Source organism: Nicoliella sp. ESL1149 (genome assembly GCF_058107265.1).
In genome coordinates this window covers 231,683-257,458 of the sequence record NZ_JBYLUE010000004.1, presented here as the reverse complement: position 1 = coordinate 257,458, position 25,776 = coordinate 231,683, and the positions used below count along the sequence as shown (strand labels likewise).

Genomic DNA, 25,776 nt, shown 5'->3' with positions numbered 1-25,776 from the left:
ATCCCTAAAGTTAGTAATCCCTAAAGTTAGCCGAACTGACTTAGGGATTTTTTATTGGAGGAATTGAACTATGCAACAAAAACAAAATAATAATTCAATGCGCGTCAGAATAGCCGGATTATTGATTGGAATTTTACTAAATGCCTTTGGAAATGGACTTACTATTTCATCTAATACTGGTTCCGCGGTTTATACTGCATCAGCAGTTGATTTATATAAGTTAACTGGAATCGGAATTAGCATCTACGTTTTTGGATGGGGATTTTTGAACACTATTTTGAACCAATTCTTAATCAAGCACTGGGATTGGGTCCGTTTTGTAAAAGGTGTTACTTATACATTGTTCTTTAGTTACTTTGTTGATATTTTTCTTAACCTGGTTAATGCAACTGGCCTTCCCAACCAAACCTTTATCATTAGAACTATCTTTTCATTAATTGGAACAACTTTGATTGGAATTTCAATTTCCATTTATCAGCGAGCTAATTTATTGATGCATCCAAATGATGAACTAACTAATATTCTCCGTTTTGATTATCTACATGGCAATGTAGTATTAGCGCAAGCAATTGATTTATCATTTCCGGTCATCGTAATCATTATTTCATCAATCTTATTAGGTCACGTCTATGCCGTTGGTTTTGCTACAATTGTTTACTTCATATTCAATGGAACAGTGATTAAGTATGCCGATCGTTATGTTTGGCCTCATTTAATCCATAATTTTTAATTTTAATTAATATAAAAAGAGAGCTCTTTAGCTCTCTTTTTTTATCGATTATTAGATTGCATTTTCAATAACTTACTTCTCAACAACGGATCACTGATGTATAGATACAAACCCTTAACGCCTCGCTTCATTAGTACATTTACTGAATTGAGCATTAATTGTTTCTTTACCTGATCAAAGTCAGCTTTTTTAATATCTTTACGATACTGATATGCCACAGGATCAGCAAATTTATCCAAATGAACCTCCAATTGATCACTATTCGGTTTTAGAGTTATCACTGGTCCAATAATTAAACCCACGTAATTTAAATCAAATCCCTGACAAGTATACATCGACCCAACCTGGTTGATTGATTCTGGCAATTCTGCCCATGGCGTTGTTTTATGATTATATTGATTCCATGGTAACTTAAAATCACCCTCTACAACATAATGTTTATGTCCGTCCAAGGTTGAAGGATAACAATAAGTTGCTAACATTCGAGATAAACCAACTTCCTTATTTCGTTCAATAATTGCCTGATACATTTTTTCAGGATCATCGAAGGTTCTAAAATCGTAATTTTTCCCAGGTTCAGGCAACTTTGTGAGTTTTCCTTCTGAGAAATCATCGATCCACTGGACTAATTGTTTACTACAGTGCATTCTAAATTGTTCCGTTAATTTAAATTCAGTATGTGGATATGGAGCAATCACTTTTTTCAATAATGCATCATTCCAAAATGATTTCGTTCTTAAAACTTGATGTTCATCAAATACCAAAATCGTTACTTTCGACTTTTTAATGATTTCGGTAAACTGATTATTTTGTTTGAATTTATTATATGCATCCCGTTCTGACAATAATAAATGAGCTTCATCAATAATTGAGACATCACTATAATCGATTTGATTAATAAAACTAGTGGGACGCATGAAGTTTTTCTTTAAAACATGTTTCTCAGTTGTTGATAATTGTTGATAAACCTTTAAAATTTCCGGATGATTAACCAAGAAATAATTCTTAGTATTATAAAAGCATGAATTCTTATCGACCGTTTCCTGTTGAAAATCACTAAAAAGATGACTTAGGACCACTGATTTCCCAGTCCCAGCTTCTCCATAAATCACAAAAACAGCATGATCATTTAATTCAAGATGTTCTTGCGTAAATGATTCGACCTGATTTAACAGCTTTTGTTGCTCATCAGTCAATTTTATATTAGGACTTAATTTTGTAACTGCATGATTATTCATAATCGTTACCTTCTAACTACAGATGTAATTTAAAAAAAGAATTGAATCTAAAATAGTTTGGTTGTATACTAATAAGTGATGATTAACCCACTCAGTTAATCATTATATCATTTACTTTTTATATTTGAATTTGTTGTATAACACTTTCATATTACCTACCCAACAACATCCTACCTCATGGATGTTGTTATACATAGGGATAACCTAATACTACCATATATTTAAAAAACAAAAAGCAAGGTGCAATTAATAGTTGCATCTTGCTTTTTGTTTATCTTTTAATCCCAGGTTTAATCGTATAAATTAAAATTATAATTGACGTTACAATTCCGACAATTGGAATAAATGACAATCCAATCAATAAAGCAATCGCTAAATTAGATAATCCGACATCCCTTAATCGTCTAGTAAGAATCGCAAATTGAGGAATAACTGTCGCTAATTCATATATTATCCAGAATAAAAAGAATAACGAAAATAAAACGATTAAAAAAATTGGAATACTAAACCAATTCAACAATAAGAAATAAAGTAAAATAGGCCCAAACAAGGTAACTGCTTGGCATAAGTTCCACCACCAATACTGGCTACGACTGCTCGTACCACTAAATACCGCAAAATTATCCCAAGCAGATAAATAAGCTGCTGATATATCAGCGGGTGCACTGTTCATTGTTTTTTTCTGTTTTCTTGGTTTGAACTTATGATAGTAACTATTTACAGTTGTGGGAGTTTCAAATTGGTTATGTCGCTCATAATTTGGCTGCGGAGATTCTTTTTTATCTTGATCAGGAATTTTAATATTTTGATGTAGATATGGATTTTCAAAACAACTGGGTTCTTTAGATTCATTTGGCTTAGTATCGTTATCCACACTTGGCTGTTCAGCACCACAATTAGGACAGTATTTAAAATCAGCAGGAATCTGACGCCCACAATTAGGACAGTATTTAGTTTCCATCTTTATCCCCTCTATATGTTAATATTGCAAAATCGTGATGTTACTATACATTATATGTTAACTTAGATAAGTAATAATATCCATGTTTAAACAAAATCATTAGATACTCTCATAGATAGTTAAAAACTAATTGGAATTATCATTTTAATTCAACTTAGGAAATCGTTTCGTTCTATAAATTTCATCTAAATCTTCGTATTCTTCAATTGGATTATACAGTTCACCGTTAATATCATTCCAATCATTAATAACAGAAAAAGCACTAATTGCAGCGAAACTTTCATCACTATCATTTAATTCAATCATTAAATTCAAGAATTCATTCCAAATAATCATTACAAATTCTTCATCATATTCTTGTATCTGAAACTTATTTTCAACTTGTTTCTTGTAAATTTCACTAACCGTTCGAAATGGTTGCTTAATAAAATTATCTAAATATTCATCATTAACAACATCATTCAAAATGTATCGAACATATTTACGCAATAGATCATATTTATCAGTAAAATGATGGTAAAAAGTATTTCGATGAATTAATGAAGCAGTCGCTATCTCACCAACTGTAATTTTATTAAAAGTATGTTTCTTCAAGGTATTTGTAAATCCATTAAAAATTGTTTGTTCAATTCGTTTCTGTCGCAGATTTATTTTCATATTCATTTTCTTACCTCTGCACATAAAATGTGCAACGTATCTAGTTTGTTTATTCCTAATTATTATAAGCTGCTCTATTATAATATTCAAAACATAAATGAAAGGAATAAAAACATGAGTAAAAGCATTTCCCTTTCTGATCATAACTCAATTATTCAAATCATTAAGGCAATTAGTAGTAATGGAATTAGTGCGTTTAGTTTCGGCATTTTCCAATATGGAATTAACTTTATGTTATTACACCAAACCAAATCTCCATTAAGCTTTGGAATGGGACTTACAATTGCCCCAATAATTAGTCTGTTGTTCTTTATTCCAATAGGTAACTTTGTTGATTCCCATGATCATAAAAGAATCATTTTTTGGAGCTATTTATTACGAATCTTTAGTTTCTTAATCTTAGCTTCCATACTTCCGTTCTTTCATAAAGATGGTTTATTGATTCCTGTTGGAATTTTTGTTGCTACTGATTCATTTTTAGTAGAAACTAGAAACACAACTTTTTCTGTTTCTGTTAAGGAATTAGTAAATAATAAATACGTTCCGAAAATAAGTTCGTGGACGACCGCCTGTACTTCAGCTGCTAGAATCCTAGCACCGGTACTAGGTGTAATGCTATATACCCTCATCAGCATCAATGGACTGATTACGATCGAAATTATTGCAACGCTTATTGCTATGATTATTTTAATGTTTCTCCATTTCAATAAAATTAAAACCGATAATCATCCTATCCATCATACGTCTCAGGCAAAGAAGTTCATTGAAACATTAAATTACATGAAAACAAGACCATTTGTTCGCGATTCGATCATTGCAGAAATTGTTATTAACTTCTTTTACGCTGGTGTAGTAACTGGTAGTCCATTCATTATCGTTAACGAACTTCATATGAACAACCAAACTGTTGCTTGGGTCGAAATGGGTTATTCTGTCGGTTATTTATTAGGCAGCCTTGTTACTAGTATGTTGAAAAATAATAATAATTTTGCCAACCGCATTATTTTCTCTTTAATAACAGTTGGAATCGCACTATCTGGCTTAGGAATTTTATTCTTTATTTCACCAAGTGAACTAATTGTGGTTTGGGTTGGTTTCATAATGGGATTAATCATGGATTTCGCGTTTGCTATCTTTGATCTAGCAATTGAAATTAGACTTCAAAGTACCGTTGAACATCACATTTTAGGACGAGTAAGTTCAACACTATACACCGTAAGCTATGGAATTATGCCAATCGGAACATTGGTATATTCCGGACTCTTCAGTATTTTTTCTAAGGGAAGTCTTATTTTAATAATCAGCGGAATTGCTTTAGTAGTTTATGCTTTTCTTTCTAACCAAATGTTTAAAAAAGACATCCAAAAAGATGATCAATATTTAAATAACTCCAATAAGCAAAAAGCTTAATCCCAATTAATGAGATTAAGCTTTTACTTTATTCGTTCATTTGAGCGTTATCTTGTTGGTTAGTAGGAGCATCATTGATCGATCCATTAGATTGATTGTTTCCTTTATCATTTGAAGCATCATTTGAATCGGAATTAGATTGATTATCATTCGTGTTACTTGGCGTTGAATCTGAGTTTGCACGAGATTGATCGTTGCTCATACTACTTGGCGTTGCATCCGAGTTTGCACGAGATTGATTACTACTCATACTACTTGGCATTGCATCAGAGCTAGCATTAGATTGATTACTGCTCATGCTATTTGGAGTAACGTTTGAGTTAGAATGAGAATTTTTATGACTGCCCATACCATTTGGCATTTGTTTGGAGTTGTTATCACCATATTTACCAACTGCTTTAGCCTTAATCATTTTATGATGGAAAGCTCGTTTTCCATGGTTGTCCTTAGGTGCCTTACTAGATTGACTATCATTATTGTCCGAAGGTTTATCCTTTGGTGCAGCATTGGATTGATTACTATTGTTGTCAGCTGGTTTATCCTTTGGTGCAGCACTGGATTGACCACTGTTATTGTCAGCTGGTCTATCTTTTGGTGCAGCATTAGATTGGTCACCATTGTTATCAAATGGGTTGTTGTTTGGCATGTCGTTTGATTGATCATCATTATTGTCAAATGGGTTATCGTTTGGCATATCGTTTGATTGATCACCATTGTTATCAAATGGGTTGTCGTTTGGCATATCGTTTGATTGATCACCATTGTTATCAAATGGGTTGTTGTTTGGCATGTCGTTTGATTGATCATCATTATTGTCTGATGGCTTATCATTTGGCACAAAGTTAGAATGGTTGCTGTTATTATCAGCTGGTCTCCCCTTTGGTGCGGCACTGGATTGACCACTATTGTTATTAGCCGGTCTGTCTTTTGGTGCAGCACTAGATTGACCACTATTGTTAGTGAATGGATTATAATTTGGTAAAGCATCAGATTGAGAACCAGCACCATCAGAAGGAATCCCATTTGATGCTGCACTTGACTGACTACTGTTACTATCAGTTGGTTTAGACTTTGGCATAGCATTATGCTTCTTGCCATACTTACCATTAGGTCTAGCCTTAATCATTTGAAATTTATTACTATTTTTATTGGTAGATTTACTGCTAGAATCTGATTGTTCATTTGAATTCTTTTGGGCATTATTTGATGAGCCCTTATTATTCAAATAAGATTGGGTACTATCAGCATTTACCGTTGGCACATCCATAGTTTTAGAAGTAGCAAATAATCCTAAAAGAGATGCCCCTAAAACTGCTGTAGATAAAATCCTATAAGATCTTTTTTTCATAATAAAACCTTCCTTTCAAGTTATTCATATGAATTTCATATGAATAACAATAATTATATTTCTTAATAATAAATAAAAAAGTAATTAAGGATGTTTATAACTATATGTTTAGGAAGTTTATAAAAAGGCTAAATAAAGTTAAGGTTCGTTTAAGGTTCAATATTTAAATAAAAATTAAAAGCATTACCAATTTTACTGGTAACGCTTTTCCACAATACATTATTATCCATATACTATTTGTTAATATGGATCTGAATAATCTGTTTATAATACCTTACATAAAGCATATATTGACACTGCTACAACGATAACTCCTAAAGTTGAAACATCTATTTTAACTTTTGTTTCGTCATTATCATTTGATACATTATAACTAAATAGCTTTGTTTTTATATTTCTACTTTTCATTTAAATATACCCTTTATTTTAATTTATTTATTATATCTTTAAATTTTATCTCAACTTCAAATATGCAATAACAGCAACTACAATTGCAATAAAAATAATTCCTTCAATTTTTTCTTTCTTAGTTGTTTTTTGCATTGTAATCCTTACATGTTTACTATGATATAACTCTTTCATTGATAAATCATCCTAACGTGTTCTTGTATTATATAAAATTATTCTACAAGATTTTTGTGTAATTTACCATTATACTAATCACATTTACCTACGTTTAAATAATTTTAAGGTAATAAAAATCCGCCACAATAACGTTTATCAACGTAAATCATAACGGACAAATCTCTATAAATGCATTCCCCGGGAATCGAACCCGGATCGTAAGGACCGAAATCTTAAGTGCTATCCATTACACTAGGAATGCAGTAACTCAACAAGTTTGATTATAGCAGAATCATCTTTAATAAACAAAAAGAACGCCCATTAACGGACGTTTTTTATAATGAAGTCAAAAACTAATCTTTACTAGATTCGATTTGTTTCTTTAATTCCTCATAACCTGGCTTACCTAATAATGCGAACATATTCTCTTTGTAATCCTCAACACCGGGTTGATTAAATGGATTGATTCCATTCAAATACCCAGAAATAGCAATCCCGAATTCAAAAAAGTAAATCAATTCACCTAACGTGTAGGCACTTTGATTCTTAATGTTAACAATCATATTAGGAACTCCACCATTAGTATGAGCTAAAATGACACTTCTAAAAGCCTTATCATTAACATAGTTCATGGTATTGCCTTCAAGATATTCAATTCCATCATCATTATTTCCAGTTTCTGGAATTGCAAAATCAGATTTAGGGTTTTCGACCTTAACGACAGTTTCCATTAAATTACGCATTCCTTGTTGAATGTATTGACCCAATGAGTGAAGATCAGTTGAAAAGTTTGCAGAACTAGGATAAATTCCTTTATAGCTTTTCCCTTCGGACTCACCAGCTAACTGTTTCCACCATTCAGACAAGTATTTTAAATTTGGTTCATAATTTTCAAGAATCTCAGTAGTATAACCCTTTCGATATAAAATGTTTCGGTATGCAGCATATTGTAAAGCTCCATTTTCATTAAGCTCAGCCGATGCATAGTATTCTTGAGCATCCCGAGCTCCAGACATCAATTCATCAACATCAACTCCAGATACCGCAATTGGTAGTAAACCAACTGGACAGAGAACAGAGTATCGACCACCAATGCCATCGGGAATTATAAATGATTCATAACCCTTTTCATTAACTTCTTGCCTTAATGCACCATTCTTAGCATCAGTGGTTGCATAAATTCGATTTTTAGCTTCTTCTTCACCATATTTTTCAACCAATAATTTTCTAAAAATTCTAAATGCAACTGCAGGTTCCGTTGTAGTTCCTGATTTAGAAATAACATTAACGGAAAAATCCTTATCACCAAGCCATTCGATCAAGTCATTTACATACGACCCACTAATCGAATTCCCAGCAAAAACTATCTTTGGAAATTCTTGCTTTTTATCTGCTAAATAGAAATTGCTGTGCAGAAAATCTAAAGCCATCTTAGCACCAAGGTAAGATCCGCCAATTCCAATTACAATTAAAACATCGGAATCATTTTGAATCTTCTTAGCAGCTTTCTTAACGCGTGCAAATTCTTTTTTATCATAGTCAGTTGGTAATGTTAACCATTGGCGCATATCATTTTGAACGCCAGTTCCTTTAATCAATTCTTTTTTAGCTGTCTCAACCATTGGTTCAATTTCTTTTAATTCAGTTGGACCAACAAACTTCTTTAAAGCCGACTTATCAAATGAAACATTTGTCATTTCAATCACTCTTTTCGCCTATCAATTTCTTCATTAAATGCATTTTATCATTTGTAGTTTAGCATACCCTGAAAATGTTCAAAATAAAACTTGTTTTCAATTATTTAAAACTTAATTAATTGCATTTGAGGTGTTTTAAAAATAAAAATTATTAATAATAAGTAATTTAAAATTTATTATTAATTTTAAAAGCTTATCTTCCCTTTTATCTAAACATGTATACTATAATAAAACCTATAGTAAATAATAAGGAGATAATAGCTTTGGATAAAAAGATGTTCAATGAGCAATTAGATGAAATTGCAAATAAGGTAGAAAATAACAAAATGAGTCCTTCACAAGGTTTTACTGCCATCAACGAATTCATGAGTACTTTACCTGCTAATACTGAAGAATTTAAACAAGTTAACGATGAAGTAACTGCTCCAGATTACCCAGTTTCAGGGGACGTGCTAAATAAAGCATTAACGAGTATTAACGCTGCTGATGACGCATCCCTTTCTGGTCAACCTTATAATGAAGATATTTATTATGTTGCTGATTCACAAGGTAAATATCAACCAATTACTGAAGATACATTAATTGATAAAATTAACGAAATTAAATTTTAATTACCATATGAAAAATCCTCTCCAATCTTAAATTGAAGAGGATTTATTTTAGTTCAACACTTTTAATACCATTTCTTTTAAATCAGTTAATTTAATTGTATTAACATCATCCGCACCAACATGATCATTTGCTGGAATCTTACCATCGGCCTTAGCCTCAGTATCATCTTCAAAGAAGCTTTGGTTCTCACTATCATAATAAACATCATAGTCATCACCAAGACCTTGGCAAATGTCTAATAAGCTATCATTAGCTTTTAAAATGTCAATTAATTGTGCAACACTTGTAGCAGCATTAACTTTTGTTGCTAATGTTTCATTTACCATTGTAACAGACCTTCTTTTTATTTTAATATATTTATATTTTATCATATTTAATTTATGACTAAAGAATTATGAATTCCGATTCTTCCAGAAAAATAATTAAAATAAGTTGAAATTCTCCATACGTTAAAAACTGTTTAGCATACATATAAGAGAAACATCATTAAAGAACATTTCTATTTAAAAAATACATTTTGGCCTTGGAACGTAATTACATGACCACCGGACTTAATTCCATAATTGAATGCATTGGTACCATTCTTTACTGAAACCTTATATTCTTTACCCTTAGTAATATGATATTTAGTACCACCCTTGCGGATATTAAATGAATATAATGCCTTTCGATATTTGTAATGACTCCCAGCATTTACGCTCGTTGCTGAAACAGTGTAAGCTTTGGCTGTTGTCCCACTAACACTCATTGTAGCTGGAACAGCCAATGTAACAGCTGCAATGGCTGTAATTAAAATATTCTTCATTTTCATCAAAAACACCCCTTAAGTATTAATGTTTTAATTATAGTCATTAAATAATATATTAAACAAGCAATTATTAAAATTATTTTATAACTTTGTTATTTGTGAAACATTCACTTTAATTATAAAAATAACATGACGCATCAATCACTTTATTATACAATTAAGGAAAAACTTAATTGAGGAGATTTTTACATGAATGATACTAAAGCCCGTGAAGCAGCAAAAAAAGAAATATTTAGTGTTTTTGATAAGGATGACTTTGATAATGATCTAACAACTTGTAATGTCGTATCTGATAATGACAAACATACTTACCAAGTAACATATGAGTTCTTTCCGAACAAAAGCACTAAATTAGGGATTTGGTATTACACAGATACTAATAAGTCATTAATTAATGCGACCGTTACTGAATTTACCCATGGAAAAGATAACAAGGATGGCAAATTTGAAGAAGCAGGAAAAACATTCATGAATACTGAACTAGGCGATAAAGTTCTTCCTGCTGCAAAACAATACTTAACTGAAGTTTTAAATTCACAATCTAAATAAACAAAATGGAAATGAAGGACTCATCCTCCATTTCCATTTTTGTTTACAATTAATGACGAATCTGACCATCACCATTAATAATATATTTATAAGAAGTTAACGCTGGAAGACCCATTGGACCTCTAGCATGTAATTTTTGAGTCGAAATTCCGATTTCAGCTCCAAAACCAAACTCAAAACCATCGGTAAACCGAGAAGAAGCATTTACATAAACGCAAGCGGCATCAATAGACTGCTGAAACTTAACTCCGGCTTGATAATTATCTGAAATAATCACTTCAGAATGATGAGTTCCATATTTATTAATGTGATCAATTGCTTCATCTTCAGAATCAACAACTTTAATCGCAATCTTTAAATCGTTGTATTCAGTAGCCCAATCTTCATCGGTAGCTGGTTCAACATCTTTAACGATTTGACGAGTCGTTTCATCCCCCTTAACTTCAACGTGATTTTCCCCAAGTTTTTTAACGATCGTAGGTAAAAACTTATTTGCAACATCCTTATGAATCAATAATTTCTCAATTGAATTACATACTGATGGTCGTTGAACTTTACCATTAATAATAATGTTAGTTGCCATATCTAACTCAGCAGCTGAATCAACATAAATATGACAATTTCCAGCTCCTGTTTCAATAACTGGCACCGTAGCATTTTTCACGACTGCTTGAATCAATCTTTTACTTCCGCGTGGAATTAAAACATCAATATAGCCATTCATTTCCATAAATTCTTTTGCAATCGCATGATCAGTCTCATGAATAATTTGAACGATATCTTCTGACAAATGGCATGTCTTCAAAACGTTTCTAAGAACGTTCGTTAATGCAATGTTTGAATTAATTGCTTCTTTTCCACCACGCAAAATAACTGCGTTTCCAGCTTTAAAACAAAGACCTGCCGCATCAACTGTTACATTAGGCCGCGCTTCATAAATCATACCGATTACCCCTAAAGGAACCCTTTGTTTGATAATCCGTAGCCCATTTTCAGTTCTCCAACCTTTATCAATTATTCCAATTGGATCGGGTAATTCAACTAATTTTCTTAAACCCGTTGCCATATCATTAATTCTATCCTTGGTAAGAGTTAATCTATCGATAAAACGTTTTGCAACTTGACCATTTTTCAAGTCTTTTTCGTTGGCTGCTAAAATTTTATCACTATTCTCTTCCAATGCGTTAGCCCATAATTTAAGGACATGATTTTTCTGTTCTAAATTTAACTTACTTGTCTTATAACTGGCACCCTTTGCAGCTTCACCAATTGATAATAGTTGTTCATTCATTATTGCGCTCCTTTGGTCGTTTAGCACTAAAGTAAGTTCCAACATTTTGACCGTTTAATAGTTGTCTAATAATTTCCGGGTTGGAACCATTTAAAATGACCATTTTTTTGTTATCTTCTAACATAATTTTAGCCGCTCTTAATTTAGTAGTCATACCACCAGTTCCAAATTGAGAACCGTGTCCCCCAGCTGACTTCATTAAGTGTTTGTCAACATTTGGGACCCACGATAACAATTTTGCATCGGGATATTTCTTCGGATCTGCACTATATAATCCGTTGATATCTGACAAAATAATTAACATATCAGCATCAATAAAAGTTGAAGTAATAGCTGCTAATTGATCATTCTCACCGAATGTTGTTTGGTGGTTGAACTCATCAACAGAAACGGCATCATTTTCATTTACAATTGGAATTATATTATCATCGAGCAGCGTGTTTATGGTGCTCAAAACATTCTTTCTACTTTTCGGATAATCAACAACATCCCGAGTCAATAAAAGCTGCGCTACAGTTTGATTATCATTACTAAATGCATCCTCGTAAATGTGCATTAACTCACTTTGCCCAATTGCAGACAAAGCTTGTAATTTACCAATCTCGGTTGGTCGTTTAATAATATGTAACTTATTCATTCCAACACCAACGGCTCCAGAAGTCACTAGTAATACTTGATAATGGTTTTGATTTAAAAAGCTAAGAACTTTCGCTAATTTATTAATTACCGAAAGTTTAATTTCTCCATTAGAATTAATTAGTGAACTAGTTCCTATTTTTACAACAATCCGTTTTATTGAATCGGACATCACGACACATCCTTTCCCTATCTTCATTTAGTTTAATTTAAATTTCAATTTTAAACAATAATTATTATTAAAAGATTTTGACTTTAAAAATAATTGCTTAAAATAAAAGACCAACAAATATTGATATTTTTGAGTTCAATATTCGTTAGTCTTTATATAATCAATTTTTATTTACTTAATATCCTATTCAAAAATTCCTCTGTCACATCTTCCACCATTAATTGATCAATATTTTTAGTAATCCATTCAATATCTTTATTCCACCAAGATAATGCTTCTAGTTTTTTAATTATTTTAGGAGTAAAACGATAACGAATCAATTTAGCTGGATTACCACCAACAATGCTATAAGCATCAACATTACTTGCAACAACGCTGTTAGCGCCAATGATTGCTCCATCCCCAATTTTTACACCAGGTAGGACCGTCACATTTTGCCCAAACCACACATCATTTCCAACAATTGTGTCCCCTTTGTTAGGAAGGTCATCATTACCAGGGACATGTTTACTCCAATCACTTCCCATAATATAAAAAGGATAAGTGGATGTGCCCTTCATGACATGATTAGCTCCATTCATAATAAATTCAATCCCAGAACCAATTGAACAAAATTTCCCAATAATTAATTTATCACCTTTAAAATCATAGTGATGAGTGACATGCTTTTCAAAAGCTGTTGCATCATTTGCATCTGAATAGTAGGTATAATCACCAACTTGAATATTTGGATTTTGAATTACATTCTTAACATAAACAATACTTTTTAAATCCGGATTCGGATAAACACTATTTGGATTTGGATGCATCTAATCACTCCTTATGTATGTTTAAAAATTAAAAGTATAAAAAAAATCGTGATCCTTCAAAATTAATTAAGAAGAATCACGATACTCATTTACTTTTTAATTACCTATTCCCATCCTACCGTAGGGCAGGTTGTCCATCATAAAGAGCTATTATGTAAATCTCATATACTCTGCCCTACAAGACATAAGTATATCATAATAAAATATAATAGCAATAGTTTTGTGTGAAAAGTTTTATTATTCTCTTTGCATATCCTCAATTACCGTTTCTAGCTTGACTACATTCCCCTTATCATTAACTTCATCGAAATTTTTAGCCCATAACTCACTGTTCTTACCAGTACTTTGCGGGTTATTCCCAAGCTCTCTTGATTTTTCAATAGTATTTAATACTAATTTTCCTTTTGCTTTATTCCAAACTCTGATTGGATTTACTTTCCAGACTAGCTGACCATTATTTTCTTCAATTAATGATCTAAAAGCTGATATTATCGGAAAAATAAATCCTTGAGTAACTTTATACTGAATGTCATTTTTTAAAAATTTAGTTTTTAAATTTTCTTTTGATGTTATCCCTTTTATTTTGCCAAACTTACCACTAGGATTAACTTCTTTATATCCTTCACTCATCTCACATTCAATTGTGTCATATAAATTTATAATATCAGGAAGTAGAGGGGCAAGAATTTTATAACAATTAAAATCTTTGTCATAGTTATTTAAAAAATCATCAAATAACTGCCCTTTTACACTATAAGCTTTAACCGGTTGTTTATCAGAATCATTTGGATATTTAAATATATTAAACATAAACATCAATCTTATTAAATCCAATGAATCTATTTCTTTATCATCGTTCTGTCGATAAGAAATGTCATTAGCATATGGTTGTTTATCAATAACATCTTTAACAAATTTAAACTTATTTGCTAATTCAGCAATTGCTTTATCAGAAACTTGTTCACTAGTATTACGTGCTTCTGCAAGACTATCTATATTTCTTACTTTAGTCATTACTTCCAAATGAACATATTGATTTTCAGTATCTAAAATTTCATCACGATGATTTAAAACAGCGTTATAAGAATGTCCTCCATCTAAAACACCATATAAACTTCTATCATTAAGATTATCTTGTCCAACATTTAATCTTATCATCTTAGAATCAAACATAATTTCCTTTGCTGATATTAAAATTCCTCGATTATTCACAAAGAAATTCTCTTTCCCATCAGTCAGTCCAGATACTATTTTTTTATACACTTTTTTCTTTGTACTAACATCCCTGGGGTTTACTTCAGTCGGAATTTTCTCTGGTAAATCCATAACATTAACATAAATATGATATATACTTCTATCATCTTTATCATATGGACTACTGATAATACCTAATCTTTTATACGGAAAAACTTTTATAGTGTCTTCTGACATTAATTAAATCCCTCATATTCTATAATTATTAAAATTCAATAAATTTATGATATAACATTTTTTGTTAAAATTGAAGATCTTATTTAACTAAAGGAAAACAAAATAATCTACAACAATTTAAAATGATGTTGTTTAAACAATTTATATATATTAATATATATAAAATATAAATAATAAAGGAAACTGTAAATAATGACTGAGTATAATATAAAAATTGGCGAATCAATCACAAATGATAAATTAGCGAAAATGTTCAAAGTGTCCACTCAAGGTGGTATGAGAAAGAGTAATAGAACTAACTCTTTAATATTAATACAAAAAACATATCAAGAATTATATCCTGATAAAATTAATTGGAATAACCATACAGTTGATTACATTGGAATGGGCCAATCTGGAGATCAAGATATTAACTTTGCCCAAAATAAAACTTTAGCTAATTCAAAAAAGAATAATATAGATGTTCACTTATTCATTAATGACAAACCCAACAACTATATTTATTATGGAAGAGTGTCAATGCTTAATGCTCCTCAAATTAAAACACTTATGGATGGAAATGAAATAAAAAGAAAGATGATTGTTTTCAATTTAAGAATGATTGCATTATCAAACTTTGAATACCTCACTAAATTAAAAAAGCAGTACAAAATTATCATGAATAATAAACATTCAACGATGGATAAAAAAGCAAATAAGATAATCAATTATAAAAATAAAGCAGCTAGAATTAAAAAACTAATTAGTTATGATAAAAGATATGAATATAATTTTTTAAGAAATAATATCCAAGAAACAAAAGATATCAAAGTTAATGTAAATAACCCATACACTGCTGCTCTAGCTAAAATATTAGCCAATGGAAAATGCCAGTTATGCGGTAAGGATGCTCCCTTTAAAGATAAAAATAATAATCCTTACTTAGAAACACATCACATCAAACCATTGTCCGAAAATGGAATGGATTCTATATTTAACTTGACTGCTCTTTGTCCCAACTGTCATTGTAAAATGCATATCTTACAAAAACATGATGATATAGAATTTTTGCAATATAGGGCCAACAAATTAGCAAATAATTTAAATATTCAAAAATCTTTTTAAGTCAAAAAAGATCATTACTATAGGATCTATAGACAAAATCTCTTTGGTATCAAGGTATTAGCCACTAAATTAATTTGATTTAGTGGCTTTTATTATGCAATAATTCTTATAGATCAATATTCTAAAAATAAATTAATAATCGGAGACAATGATGGAACAAAATTATCAGTACATTCAACTATCTTATGCAGAACAACTAAAAGAACATATAAAAGTTCCAAAATTTCAACGCTCTTTAGTGTGGAGTAAACAAAAAAAATTAGATTTAGTAAAAACGCTTCATAAACATTTTCCTTTCGGAGCTTTATTAGTATCTCCTATGGATAATAAGAAACATGAATACAGACTTTTAGATGGTCAACAACGCTTGTCTACCATTAAAGATTTTGAAAACAATAAACTTTCTTATTGGAAAGAATTAAACAAAGATAAATATATAAATGACTTTGATAAATTAAACGACACTCTTTCAAAAAATGGTTTAGACAAAATTGATTCTTCAAAGTTTAATGATTTATTAGATGGAAAACTAAACTCAGCAACCTGGACTGATGAATATGATAGTAGTGATTTTGAAGGTGTTTCTAAAGAAGAGGCTGTCAAAATAAAAGCTAACATTCGTAACATGATTGATAATTTTCAAAAAGAAATTGATAATTATATAAACCTTAATACTTTAACAATTCCAGTTATTGAATTTCTTGGAAACGAATCAGATTTACCAGAGGTATATGAAAATCTTAACCGAGGTGGCGTTCCATTAACCAAATATGAAGTTTTAAATGCTTCTTGGTCAGATGCTGATATTACAATTCCAAGTGATTTCGAATTAGGAGACACTATTTTAAATTACGTAAAACAATACTACAATAAATTAAAAAAAGATGGTTCTTTTGAATTAGAAAACTTCTCTGAAGATGATATAACAGAGAGTCGAAAAATTAATCTAGCAGAACTAGCAAGAGCTATTGGAAAACTAATAATAAAAGAAATGCCCTCTGTTTTACCTGATAAGCCAAAGCTTACAAATGAAATTGGCTTTGGTCTTTTAGGAATTATTACAGATACAGATAATAAAAAAATTGCAACAATTCACAATAAGAATAGCGAAATTCAAGATAACATAAAAGAAATTTTACAACAGTTAGATTCAATTGCTAAAAAATTAAATAACAGATTTAGTGTTCTATTAAAACAAAACATTGCATTTAACAACAAACAAAAATCAAAGAAAAATCCATATGTACCTGGGTTATCTACAACATTTAAAATATTATCTTATTTTGCTAGTTTGTGGAATCGTGACGATGATTATATTAAACAATCATTAATAAACATTCCTCAATATTATGTTTACGACTTTGTAACCCAAGCATGGAATGCCCATGGAGATCAAAGATTATTTAGTTACTACAGAAAAAATGATGAAAGAAATTATTTAACCTCTGTTGATTCAAGTGAATTTATCTCTCAATTCAAAAATTGGATAAAAGATACCCCTGGGAATCGTAAAACTTTTAGTAAGGAGAACCAAGCATTAATAACAATTCATTCTAATTTAACCTACTTAGCAGGTGGATTACCAACCCCTGAGGATTATGAATTCGAACACGTCATTCCAAGAGCTAGAATTAAAAAATTTGATCCCGGATTTAAAAAAGTAAATGTTAGTAATTTGGGTAACGGAATGTTTCTTCCGAAAACGTTAAATAATAATAAAAATAATAAGACTATTTATGAGTATAATAATGGTAATAATGATAACTATAATAATCTAATGAAAGAATCAGATTATTTTACTGAACATGACTTTGTTAAAATATTTTCTGATTTGGATAATTACGATTTTGATGATGTAAACCAATTTATAAATAAGCGTGCTAATCTAATGGCTAAACAAATCGTTAATGGTTTAGACCCTAATAATGAAGTTTTTAGTGAATCTTTAAAATAAATTGTAATTGTATATTCTATGAAACATTAAGTAAACTACCCAAAGAAAGGTTCTGATCACCATCGATGCTCTTCTACCTATCCAACCAAAATGTGTTCAAAAAATTGTTTCAGGAAAACAAACTTATGAAGTTCGTCGCCGTCCACTAAAACAAGATGCTGAACACTTTTATATCTATCAATCTAGCCCAGTTCAAATGGTGACCCATCGTTTTACTAGCGATGAATTAATCATTGACACACCTAATGTCGTATGGGATAAATGTGGTTCAGAAACTGGAATGACCAAAAAAGATTTCTTTGATATGTATCAAGAAAAGAAAACAATTGAAGCTATCAAAGTTGAAAACCTAGAAAAATTACCAGAGCCAAAACCACTTTCTGATTTTGGCATTGATCATGCACCACGTTCATTTCGTTATCTTAAATAGTTGCAAATTATCTTAATCTATATTATATTGTATGAATACATTATGATTTAAACAATTAATTTAAAATTCTAATTCAATAATAATAATTTATTAAGCAAACGACTGTTATAGAAGCACTTAAACTAATTATTCTAATGTTTTGGTGCTTCTTTTATATAAGAAATTAAATGATATTACACATATTTCTTGCAAAATGAATTTATATGTTATATCATATATTTGGATGTTGAGATGAATGACTCATATCTGTATACTGTGTTAGTTCTTATTTATAAGAATTTTCTAGCAATCGTCACATATCATTCAAACCCTATTGTGTATGAGGTCGGGTGAAAGTTCGACCTCGTTTACATAGTTTCATAAAATTCATATATGAATTTTAATAAGAATTTTAATTCCTTCGAAACTTTTCTTTTAATAATCGTTAAATAGATAGAGATGCTTTCTCTATCTTTTTTATTATTCCTAAAAGTATGATATTATTTAACAAACTAAAGATTGGACGTGATTATTTTGCCACTTATGAGAATTGATGTTATTAAAGGTCATGATGAAAAATATTTGAAACAATTATTGGATACATCATATCAAGTGATGCTAGATACTTTCGGTGTTCCTAATGGTGATCGTTATCAAGTTTTAACTCAACATGAACCATTTGAAATGCAAATTTTAGATTCTGGTTTAGGAATTGAACGAAGTGATGATGTAATCGTTTTCCACATTACTACCCGAGCACGAACAGTTAGTCAAAAACGGGCTTTCTATGACCAATTAGCCAAAGGGCTTCAAAAAGCAATCGGATTGGACCCTAAAGACTTATTGGTTAGTCTTTCAACTAATGGAGATGGGGATTGGAGCTTTGGAAATGGTAAAGCTCAATTTGTAGACGGTCCACTACACTAATTATAAATAAGTTAATTTTATTCAAAAAATCAATAAATTATATATCATATTGTTTTAATACAATATGTCGTGTATAATTTATCATTGTCTCAGGTTTGGATTGCCTGATACGAATTTTTTATTTTATGTGCCGGATCTCAAAGATCCATACTTAGCTTATTAATGTGATATAATTCTATGTCATACTTATGATCAGTTTAATAATCTAGGAAATAGTCGGGTTTATACCCGACTTTTTATTTACATACAAAAAGACTTGTTGATAATAAGATCAACAAGTCTTTATTGTTTATTTAACTAAATCTAATGTAACTAGCTTGTAAGTAAATTTGCTGCTTACACCATGTAATTTTTTAATTTTATTACTAGTCGTCTTATAATCTTTTATGCTATAACGGACTTTAACATTTTGAACACGCGTAACAACCAGGTTTTGATTAGGACTTAATAAATATTCTTTTTCACTTTTAACCTTGGATAACGATTTAATATAAGCACCGGTCTTTCCAGAAGGAAGATTAATCTTCATAATCACATTGTTATTGGATATCTTACCCTTCTTAGCACCAACGTCTAAGAAAGACATTGCAATAGACTTATCAATACTAGTTGATTGGAAAGCTGGATCATTGTAAGTACTTCCAATCGTTAATTTTTGACCTTTAAGACCTGTCTTAAATCCCTTAGCTTGAACTCCTCGATATACCGTCATTGGTTTTTCTAATTGGAACTTCGCTAAACTGTTTTTAACATTATTAATTTCTTCCTTTGTCTTAGCTATTTTCTTTGATTTACCAGTTCTAAGATACTGATTGTCATTTTTATACCCATTACTGGTATAATCCCCAACAGCTTTAACCTGGGTTTTGCTTAACCCTTTGGCCCACTTTTTACCATCCCGGTTTAATTTAGCATAATCTGCTTTGGTATAAGTGTATTCTTGGTATGGATAAGCAATGTTATCAATCATTGGAACAATTAATGTGCGAGTATCATTAGGAATCTTAACTAATTGCTTACCATTAGCTTTACCTGCTAACGTCATCGTCGTTCCTTTAGGAATATTGACTTGGTCGCTACTATTCTGAACTTGTGCTGTGACGTCTTGACTAGCAACGCGCTGGTTAACTGTTGAATCAGTAACTTCGGAATCGGTATTACTTTGAACATATAAGACTTTGCTACTTGTCTTTTTAGCATGAGTAATTTGGGAAGGTAGCACAGACATCCCTAACGTCAGAGTGGTAAGTAAAGTAATTAGTTTTGTTTTCTTCATATATAATCTCCCTATTCTTATTTATGTTAATAGAGTACCATATACTGAATATTTTCTCTAAATTATTTATCACTTTCGTGGCGAATACCATAGCTAAAGTAAATTACTAATCCAATTATGAACCAAACGAGTGCTGTTAATTTAGCTTGAATATCCAAACCCATGAATACAACGAATGATCCAATCAATCCCAATGTTGGTAACCATGGATAAAATGGTGATTTAAAAGCTGGTTTTGGCAAGTCCTTACCTTCGCGTCTCCGTAAAGCAAACATCCCGACTGAAACGAACATAAATGCAATCAACGTTCCAGCAGAAATCAATTGAGATAAGAAACTAAATGGTAAAAATGCACCAACAAAAATGGAAACTAACGTAACTACCAACAATGCCCGATTAGGTAAGTGTTTTTGATTCAAGTGACCTAACCATTTGGGTAACATTGCATCTCGACCAAATGAATATAGCAACCGTGACCCTGCTAATGACATTCCAATCAAAGCAGTGAACATCCCTACAACTGCAATTCCTTGAACAACTGTCGCAACTAAGTAATGATTACTTTTTCTTAATGCCCAACCAACAGGTTCTGCATTATTGTTGAAGTTCGTGTATTTAAACATTCCAACGAGAACAAGTGATACTAAGATGAATAATACTGCCGCAATGATCAATGAACCAATAATTGCTCTAGGCATTGTTTTTTGTGGATTTTTAGCTTCAGCTGAATTTGCTGCAATTGTATCAAAACCAACGTAAGCTAGGAAAATCATTGAAACTCCAGCATAAACTCCTTGCCAACCACCAAATTGACTCCCATCAGCATTAATGTGATGAGCTGGTACAAATGGAACATAGTTATTCAAATGAATTGCTGTTGCTCCAACAACGATAAATAGCAAGATTGCTAACACTTTTAAAACAACTAATGCTTTTTCAACTCGTGCCATTTGTGTCGTTCCTTGAGATAACAGCCACCCAACTAATGATATTGCTATAACAACAGTGATGTCGAACCAACCACCATTGACACCTGCTGGGTTTGCTAATATTTTAGGAAGTTCAATTCCTAATGGAGAGATTAGTCCCTGAAAATTGGCAGATAATCCGGCTGCAACAAACGAAACAACAATGAAGTACTCTGCCAGCAACGCCCAACCAGCAATCCAACCCCAAAACTTACCGTATAAAATATTGATCCATGAGTATGCAGAACCAGCGAACGGCATGACAGCTGACATTTCTGCATAACTCATTGCCACCATTCCAGAAATAATTGCTGCCAATAAAAATGAAATTGTTACTGCAGGTCCAGCATGTTGCGCTGCAACAATTCCAGGTAATGTAAAAATGGATGCAGAAACAATTGAACCGATCCCTAATGCAAGGAATTCTTTTAGGCCTAAGGATCTAACCAAGTGCGAATCCTTTGAAGAATAGACTGTTGCATCTTCTTTTTGGTTCATTTTTTGCCAAATCTTCATAATTCTAACCTCCTAAATTATTAACCAACAAAAAAAGCCACCACCGCTAACGTTTCTAGTAACGTTAACGCATGGTGACTTCACTATATCTAGATAATTCCACTCTAAAATATATCTAGCTACGTTCGTGAGATTCCAATGCTACTAACGCTATGCTAGACATACAACAAGTATTTAATTTAGTATTCCGTAATAACATTGCAATCCCTCCCGGTTAATTTAATTTTATTATAGGGGTAACATTTTAAAAATGCAACTAATATAATTACGAGTAATAAATAATTAATTTTAAATTATTAATAATAAATAATAGGAATTTTTTATTTATTATGTTTACTGCTCTTTTTGGAATGTTTCTTAGTATGCTTTTGACTCTTTTTAGAATTCTTTTTATTAGTTTTCTTGTTATTTTTCTTATTGTTAGTCTTTTTACTGGTTTTGTTCGATGATGAATTAGAGCTATTATTCGTTGTTGAATTAGATTTCCCATCTTTACTAGCAGCTAATGCTTCTGGAAATTTAACGTGAGCTTTTTCGAAGCCCTTTTGAGCACTGTTAAAATTCTTTTCATACATATGAACTGGTCCAGATTGTGCCATATTTCCACGAGCATTATTTATTGTATTATAATCATCTTTAACAAAACCAATCGCTGTTGTTTCACCATCAAGAGCATGATTTAATCGATCTAACCAAAAACCATAAGCATCTCGTTGAGGACCTTGAATAGTACTCATTGCAGTTGTAGCTGATTTTGAAGTTTGTTGATCAGCACTTAAAACTGCTTCATCACTTGATAAAACTGTAGCAACACTTGCTGCAGCAGCTTGTTGTTCAGATGAGTATGCCTTGGCAACTACTTATTCATTATTTGATTGAGTAACTTTGACAGTTTATACCCCTCCAAGTGTTAAAAATGATAATAATGTTAAATATAAAGCTGTTTTCTTCATAAAATATATCCCCTTCTCTTTAAGATTACATAAGTAGTAATCACTATTATTTTATAACCTGTAATGGAATATAAAAAAATTTTTTAAAACAAATCAAAATTACTTAAAATTAATAATATGTTATAAATAATTAATTATTTATAATTAAAATTAAACTTGTATTTTTACCTAAAGCAAGTTAAAATTATCTCAAATAAAGCAAAGACTTTAATTTAGTCCCGTGAGGCTAGCAAGTTACGAATAATAATTTCTCATCTATAGTATTAATAGGTGAATTTCAAACTGGCTAGTCACAAGACTGGTCAGTTTTTTGTTTGAAGAAAGGTGAGAATATGCGACCAATTATCATTGCATTAGATTTCAAAAATAAAGCAATTGTTTTAGATTTCTTAAAACAATTTCCTAATCCTGATCAACTATTTGTAAAAATTGGCATGGAATTATTTTATGCTGAAGGTCCTAGTATTGTAAAAGAAATTCGTTCAATGGGCGTTAAGGTTTTCTTAGACTTAAAGTTATACGATATTCCCCACACGGTTAGACAAGCTGCAGAACAATTAGGTAAATTGGATATTCAAATGACAACTGTTCATGCATCCGGCGGATCTGATATGATCAAAGCTGCAAAAGAAGGTTTGATCGCTGGTAGTAAAGCAATTAATGCTGAACCTGCCAAATTATTAGCTGTTACTCAACTAACGTCTACTTCTGAAGAACAGATGCAAAGTGAACAATTAGTTAATGCAACGATGAAAGAAGCCGTTACGCATTTAGCTGAAGTTGCCAAAAATAGTGGCGCTGACGGAACAATTTCTTCTGCCTTGGAATCCCCATTAATTCACCAAGCAGTTGGAAATGACTTTTTATGTATTAATCCAGGAATTAGATTAAAGAGCAATGATAATAATGATCAAAAACGAGTTACTACCCCAAGTCAAGCACGTGAACTAGGAAGTAATGGCATTGTTGTTGGCCGTGCCATCACCAAAGCTAAAGATCCAGTTGCTGCTTATGAAATTATTGAAAAAGAATGGAGATAATTAATAATGTCATTAAAAATTGAAAAAGAAATTGCTTCAGGGCTTTTAAAAATCAACGCCGTTACCCTTTCACCACAAAAACCATTTACATGGGCAAGTGGAATTAAGTCGCCAATCTACACTGATAACCGTTTAACGATTGGCTATCCTGCCTTAAGAACGGCAATTGCTAACGGACTAGCAGATATGATCAAAGTTGCTTATCCTAATGCCAATGTTATTGGTGGAGTCGCAACAGCTGGAATTCCACATGCTGCCCTTGTTGCTGATCGACTAAACTTACCAATGATCTATGTTCGTTCTAAACCAAAGGATCATGGTCAAGGCCGTCAAATTGAAGGACATTTACCTGAGAATGCCAAAATTGTTTTAATTGATGATTTAATTTCTACTGGTAAAAGTGTTTTAGATGCTGCCAAAGCTGTTGATAAAGAACCAAATGCTAGTGTTATCGGTGTTGCTGCTATCTTCACTTACGAGTTAGCTGATAGCACTAAGAATTTTGCTGATGCCAACAAACCACTAACAACTTTGACGAACTATTCTGCTTTAATTAAACAAGCAATGGACGAAAATATCATTACCCCTGAAGAACATGATTCCCTCACTAAATGGCGTCAAGATCCATGGCAATGGACGAAATAAGATAACTTCATTAACATGTATTATTTATAAACGTTTATTCTATTTACCTTAATTGGTATATATGAATAAGCGTTTTAATTTTATTTAAAGTTTTTTACGATTATTTAAAAACTAATGATATAATTATATTAACTTTTTTTAATAGAATGAGGTATTCAATGAAAAAAAATTTTATTATACTAACCGTTATATTTGGAATTAGTGTGATTGCTAATCCACTTCCAGCTCATGCTGATGAAATAAATTCTTCAAGTACTGTTAATAATCAATCCAATAGTACTGATAGTCAATCGAATTCCGAACAACAAGGAAATAGCTCAAGTTCAACTCAAAAAATTGAACATCAATATGCTAAGATGACTAATGTAAAGAGTATTAAATATGAAGCAAACTTAAAAAATGGCTTACATCATGTTTATATCAATGGTCCCAAAGGAACAATTTCCGATAATTCTAATCCTAGTGAATTAACAACTAAAAAACGAGTTAAAATTACTGAACAAGCATTAGTAAATGGGGTTAAGTGGTCTAAAATTAACGGAAAATGGATCAAAAGTAACTATATTGATTCCAAAACACATTTTCTAAAAGTTCCCATGATTGGACAACGTCCTCAATTACCTACAGGATGTGAAATAACAGCGGTAACAATGATGTTAAAATATGCTGGAGCAAATGTTAATAAATTAGAATTAGCTAAGGAAATGCCACGTAGTAGTAATCCAAATAAGGGATTTGTAGGCAATCCGCATTCTGCAAAGGGGCAATTAATTTATCCCAGTGGTTTAATGAAATTAGTTAAACACTATGCTGGCAATGCAGTTAATATGACTGGTGCTAAAATAGATGTAATCAAGAAAAAAATTAGTGATGGTCACCCAGTCGTTGTTTGGGTAGCTAACGTTGATAATTTTCCTAACCATGCTCTAACAGTATATGGTTATGACCATAATTATATCTACTATAATGATCCATGGTTAAATAAACCAATGAAAATGAAATATGCAATTTTTGAAACACATAGACGCTCAGACGCCATGCGAGCACTAAGTTATTAAATAAAGGGGATTT

At 31.3% G+C, this 25,776-nt stretch carries 27 protein-coding genes; 11 read left to right on the top strand and 16 right to left on the bottom strand.

The window, feature by feature from the left end:
- Positions 1–70 precede the first annotated feature (70 nt).
- The gene (locus AC3B6G_RS07135) at positions 71–730 is read left to right on the top strand and encodes a DUF6198 family protein (RefSeq protein ID WP_489849724.1); all 660 of its coding nucleotides are present in this window, start codon (positions 71–73) and stop codon (positions 728–730) included.
- A gap of 41 nt (positions 731–771) precedes the next feature.
- Here the strand turns inward: AC3B6G_RS07135 and AC3B6G_RS07130 are convergent, their stop codons facing one another.
- The 3 genes from AC3B6G_RS07130 to AC3B6G_RS07120 form a co-directional block, all read right to left on the bottom strand.
- Positions 772–1,968, bottom strand: coding sequence for a DUF2075 domain-containing protein (locus AC3B6G_RS07130; protein WP_489849723.1), 1,197 nt, complete (start codon positions 1,966–1,968; stop codon positions 772–774).
- A 271-nt stretch (positions 1,969–2,239) separates the two neighbouring features.
- Positions 2,240–2,929 carry a DUF805 domain-containing protein gene (locus AC3B6G_RS07125; protein WP_489849722.1) on the bottom strand — a complete coding sequence of 230 codons (690 nt, stop codon included), beginning with the start codon at positions 2,927–2,929 and terminating at the stop codon, positions 2,240–2,242.
- Positions 2,930–3,073: 144 nt separating this feature from the next.
- On the bottom strand, positions 3,074–3,592 hold the full coding sequence (locus AC3B6G_RS07120) for a TetR/AcrR family transcriptional regulator (protein WP_489849721.1): 519 nt from the start codon (positions 3,590–3,592) through the stop codon (positions 3,074–3,076).
- A 108-nt stretch (positions 3,593–3,700) separates the two neighbouring features.
- Here AC3B6G_RS07120 and AC3B6G_RS07115 point away from each other — a divergent pair, with 108 nt between their 5' ends.
- Positions 3,701–4,996, top strand: coding sequence for an MFS transporter (locus AC3B6G_RS07115; RefSeq protein WP_489849720.1), 1,296 nt, complete (start codon positions 3,701–3,703; stop codon positions 4,994–4,996).
- 28 nt (positions 4,997–5,024) lie between these two features.
- Here the strand turns inward: AC3B6G_RS07115 and AC3B6G_RS07110 are convergent, their stop codons facing one another.
- From AC3B6G_RS07110 to AC3B6G_RS07095, 4 genes are all read right to left on the bottom strand, one after another.
- Positions 5,025–6,344 carry a hypothetical protein gene (locus AC3B6G_RS07110; RefSeq protein WP_489849719.1) on the bottom strand — a complete coding sequence of 440 codons (1,320 nt, stop codon included), beginning with the start codon at positions 6,342–6,344 and terminating at the stop codon, positions 5,025–5,027.
- A 264-nt stretch (positions 6,345–6,608) separates the two neighbouring features.
- Positions 6,609–6,752: a hypothetical protein gene (locus AC3B6G_RS07105; protein WP_489849718.1), complete on the bottom strand. Its 144-nt coding sequence runs from the start codon at positions 6,750–6,752 to the stop codon at positions 6,609–6,611.
- A gap of 45 nt (positions 6,753–6,797) precedes the next feature.
- On the bottom strand, positions 6,798–6,926 hold the full coding sequence (locus AC3B6G_RS07100; protein WP_489849717.1) for a hypothetical protein: 129 nt from the start codon (positions 6,924–6,926) through the stop codon (positions 6,798–6,800).
- 335 nt (positions 6,927–7,261) lie between these two features.
- Complete coding sequence (locus tag AC3B6G_RS07095) at positions 7,262–8,605, bottom strand: glucose-6-phosphate isomerase (RefSeq protein ID WP_489849716.1); 1,344 nt, start codon at positions 8,603–8,605, stop codon at positions 7,262–7,264.
- A gap of 263 nt (positions 8,606–8,868) precedes the next feature.
- Here AC3B6G_RS07095 and AC3B6G_RS07090 point away from each other — a divergent pair, with 263 nt between their 5' ends.
- Entirely contained in the window at positions 8,869–9,216 is a 348-nt protein-coding gene (locus tag AC3B6G_RS07090; RefSeq protein WP_489849715.1) for a hypothetical protein, read from the top strand.
- A 48-nt stretch (positions 9,217–9,264) separates the two neighbouring features.
- Here the strand turns inward: AC3B6G_RS07090 and AC3B6G_RS07085 are convergent, their stop codons facing one another.
- Together AC3B6G_RS07085 and AC3B6G_RS07080 are read right to left on the bottom strand one after the other, a co-directional pair.
- Positions 9,265–9,543: a hypothetical protein gene (locus AC3B6G_RS07085; protein WP_489849714.1), complete on the bottom strand. Its 279-nt coding sequence runs from the start codon at positions 9,541–9,543 to the stop codon at positions 9,265–9,267.
- Between the two features lie 173 nt (positions 9,544–9,716).
- Entirely contained in the window at positions 9,717–10,028 is a 312-nt protein-coding gene (locus tag AC3B6G_RS07080) for a hypothetical protein (protein ID WP_489849713.1), read from the bottom strand.
- A gap of 186 nt (positions 10,029–10,214) precedes the next feature.
- On the opposite strand from AC3B6G_RS07080, the gene AC3B6G_RS07075 reads away from it, so the two are divergent.
- On the top strand, positions 10,215–10,574 hold the full coding sequence (locus tag AC3B6G_RS07075) for a hypothetical protein (RefSeq protein ID WP_489849712.1): 360 nt from the start codon (positions 10,215–10,217) through the stop codon (positions 10,572–10,574).
- A gap of 49 nt (positions 10,575–10,623) precedes the next feature.
- Here AC3B6G_RS07075 and AC3B6G_RS07070 read toward each other — a convergent pair whose 3' ends face one another.
- The 4 genes from AC3B6G_RS07070 to AC3B6G_RS07055 form a co-directional block, all read right to left on the bottom strand.
- On the bottom strand, positions 10,624–11,865 hold the full coding sequence (locus AC3B6G_RS07070) for a glutamate-5-semialdehyde dehydrogenase (protein WP_489849711.1): 1,242 nt from the start codon (positions 11,863–11,865) through the stop codon (positions 10,624–10,626).
- Positions 11,858–12,673: a glutamate 5-kinase gene (gene proB / locus AC3B6G_RS07065; RefSeq protein ID WP_489849710.1), complete on the bottom strand. Its 816-nt coding sequence runs from the start codon at positions 12,671–12,673 to the stop codon at positions 11,858–11,860. Before proB ends, AC3B6G_RS07070 begins: the two co-directional genes overlap by 8 nt.
- Positions 12,674–12,840: 167 nt before the next feature.
- Complete coding sequence (locus AC3B6G_RS07060; protein ID WP_489849709.1) at positions 12,841–13,482, bottom strand: Vat family streptogramin A O-acetyltransferase; 642 nt, start codon at positions 13,480–13,482, stop codon at positions 12,841–12,843.
- Between the two features lie 237 nt (positions 13,483–13,719).
- Positions 13,720–14,913, bottom strand: coding sequence for an AIPR family protein (locus tag AC3B6G_RS07055; protein ID WP_489849708.1), 1,194 nt, complete (start codon positions 14,911–14,913; stop codon positions 13,720–13,722).
- A 192-nt stretch (positions 14,914–15,105) separates the two neighbouring features.
- Between AC3B6G_RS07055 and AC3B6G_RS07050 the strand changes: the two genes are divergently transcribed.
- The 4 genes from AC3B6G_RS07050 (at position 15,106) to AC3B6G_RS07035 (ending at position 19,307) form a co-directional block, all read left to right on the top strand.
- Positions 15,106–16,017 carry an HNH endonuclease gene (locus tag AC3B6G_RS07050; protein WP_489849707.1) on the top strand — a complete coding sequence of 304 codons (912 nt, stop codon included), beginning with the start codon at positions 15,106–15,108 and terminating at the stop codon, positions 16,015–16,017.
- 151 nt (positions 16,018–16,168) lie between these two features.
- The gene (locus tag AC3B6G_RS07045; protein WP_489849706.1) at positions 16,169–17,971 is read left to right on the top strand and encodes a GmrSD restriction endonuclease domain-containing protein; all 1,803 of its coding nucleotides are present in this window, start codon (positions 16,169–16,171) and stop codon (positions 17,969–17,971) included.
- A 199-nt stretch (positions 17,972–18,170) separates the two neighbouring features.
- Positions 18,171–18,401 (top strand): hypothetical protein, encoded by a 231-nt coding sequence (locus AC3B6G_RS07040; protein WP_489849705.1) that lies wholly within the window; start codon positions 18,171–18,173, stop codon positions 18,399–18,401.
- Between the two features lie 513 nt (positions 18,402–18,914).
- Positions 18,915–19,307: a tautomerase family protein gene (locus AC3B6G_RS07035; protein ID WP_489849704.1), complete on the top strand. Its 393-nt coding sequence runs from the start codon at positions 18,915–18,917 to the stop codon at positions 19,305–19,307.
- Positions 19,308–19,596: 289 nt separating this feature from the next.
- On the opposite strand, the gene AC3B6G_RS07030 is transcribed toward AC3B6G_RS07035, so the two are convergent.
- The 3 genes from AC3B6G_RS07030 to AC3B6G_RS07020 all read right to left on the bottom strand — a co-directional run bounded on the left by AC3B6G_RS07030 (position 19,597) and on the right by AC3B6G_RS07020 (position 22,804).
- Positions 19,597–20,583 (bottom strand): ADP-ribosyltransferase, encoded by a 987-nt coding sequence (locus tag AC3B6G_RS07030; protein ID WP_489849703.1) that lies wholly within the window; start codon positions 20,581–20,583, stop codon positions 19,597–19,599.
- A 62-nt stretch (positions 20,584–20,645) separates the two neighbouring features.
- Entirely contained in the window at positions 20,646–22,070 is a 1,425-nt protein-coding gene (locus AC3B6G_RS07025) for an APC family permease (RefSeq protein WP_489849952.1), read from the bottom strand.
- 317 nt (positions 22,071–22,387) lie between these two features.
- Positions 22,388–22,804, bottom strand: a complete 417-nt coding sequence (locus AC3B6G_RS07020; protein ID WP_489849702.1) for a hypothetical protein — start codon at positions 22,802–22,804, stop codon at positions 22,388–22,390.
- 548 nt (positions 22,805–23,352) lie between these two features.
- Between AC3B6G_RS07020 and pyrF the strand changes: the two genes are divergently transcribed.
- The 3 genes from pyrF (at position 23,353) to AC3B6G_RS07005 (ending at position 25,763) form a co-directional block, all read left to right on the top strand.
- Positions 23,353–24,060 (top strand): orotidine-5'-phosphate decarboxylase, encoded by a 708-nt coding sequence (pyrF, locus tag AC3B6G_RS07015; protein ID WP_489849701.1) that lies wholly within the window; start codon positions 23,353–23,355, stop codon positions 24,058–24,060.
- 6 nt (positions 24,061–24,066) lie between these two features.
- Positions 24,067–24,705 (top strand): orotate phosphoribosyltransferase, encoded by a 639-nt coding sequence (gene pyrE, locus AC3B6G_RS07010; RefSeq protein WP_489849700.1) that lies wholly within the window; start codon positions 24,067–24,069, stop codon positions 24,703–24,705.
- Positions 24,706–24,863: 158 nt separating this feature from the next.
- Positions 24,864–25,763: a C39 family peptidase gene (locus AC3B6G_RS07005; protein WP_489849699.1), complete on the top strand. Its 900-nt coding sequence runs from the start codon at positions 24,864–24,866 to the stop codon at positions 25,761–25,763.
- Positions 25,764–25,776: the final 13 nt, after the last annotated feature.